The sequence below is a fragment of the Stenotrophomonas sp. YIM B06876 genome (genome assembly GCF_030711595.1).
In the GTDB taxonomy this organism is placed as follows: Bacteria; Pseudomonadota; Gammaproteobacteria; order Xanthomonadales; family Xanthomonadaceae; genus Stenotrophomonas.
The window spans coordinates 1-1165 of the sequence record NZ_JAUJUJ010000259.1; the positions used below are offsets into that span (position 1 = coordinate 1).

Below are 1165 nucleotides of genomic sequence, written 5' to 3' on the forward strand. Positions count from 1 at the left end.
AACTGCCAGCTCTTGAGCTGGTTCGAGCCGAGTGCGGCCATGAGGCCCGAGAGAGGATCCAGCCAGGCGATCTTGACGGTTTCGCCTTTTTGGGCAAACGCCCCGCCGGCGCTCGCCAGGATGATGGATGCCGCTACTGCCTTGATAGCAAATTTCATCTTTTGTCTCCTTATGAATCAACAGGTGCAGGGTAGCTTGCCGCCCCCCATGCAGCGCTCAGGGATTGCCCCTAACCCTATCGCCTAGGCGACTCTGCGGCAGCGCTCCCCCGAGCGCCGCCGCGGCCCGGCTTACAAGCCGGGAAGCCTGTAATCCTTGAGCTGCTCGCGCAGCTTGACCTTGAGCATCTTGCCCGTGGCCCCGAGCGGGATGGCATCGACGAACACCACATCGTCCGGGATCTGCCACTTGGCCGTCTTGCCTTCGTAGAACTGGAGCAGTTGCTCGCGCGTGACCTGCGCGCCCGGCTTCTTCGTCACCGCGACGATGGGGCGCTCGTCCCATTTGGGATGCGGCATGCCGATGCAGGCGGCCATGGCGATGGCCGGGTGGCCCATGGCGATGTTCTCGATGTCGATCGAGCTGATCCACTCGCCGCCGGACTTGATCACGTCCTTGCTGCGGTCGGTGATCTGCATGAAACCGTCGGCGTCGATGGTGGCCACGTCGCCGGTCGGAAACCATTGGCGCCCCTGCGCGTCGGCCACCAGCGGGCTGGCGCCCTTGTAGTAGGTATCGAGAATCCACGGCCCGCGGACCAGCAGGTCGCCATAGGTCTTGCCGTCCCAGGGCAATTCCTTGCCGTCGCCGTCGACGATCTTCATGTCGACGCCATAGATGGCGCGCCCCTGCTTTTGCAGGATCTTCATCTGCTGGTCCTTGGGCAGGGCCAGGTGCTTGTTCTTGAGCGTGCACAGCGTGCCCAGCGGGCTCATCTCGGTCATGCCCCAGGCGTGCAGCACCTCCACGCCATAGTCGTCCTGGAAGGCCGTGATCATGGCCGGCGGGCAGGCCGAGCCGCCGATCACCGTGCGCTTGAGCGTCGAGAACTTCAGGCCCGCGGGCTTGAGGTGGGAGAGCAGCATCTGCCACACGGTGGGCACGCCGGCGGCATAGGTCACGCCCTCGGCCTCCATCAGCTCGTAAATCGACTTGCCGTCCATGG

The 1165-nt window shown here is 64.3% G+C and carries 1 protein-coding gene; it reads right to left on the minus strand.

Going from position 1 to position 1165, the window contains the following annotated elements:
- Positions 1–290: 290 nt before the first annotated feature.
- The coding region (locus tag QZH66_RS16560; RefSeq protein WP_305806964.1) for an AMP-binding protein at positions 291–1165 on the minus strand (875 nt) is incomplete at its 5' end.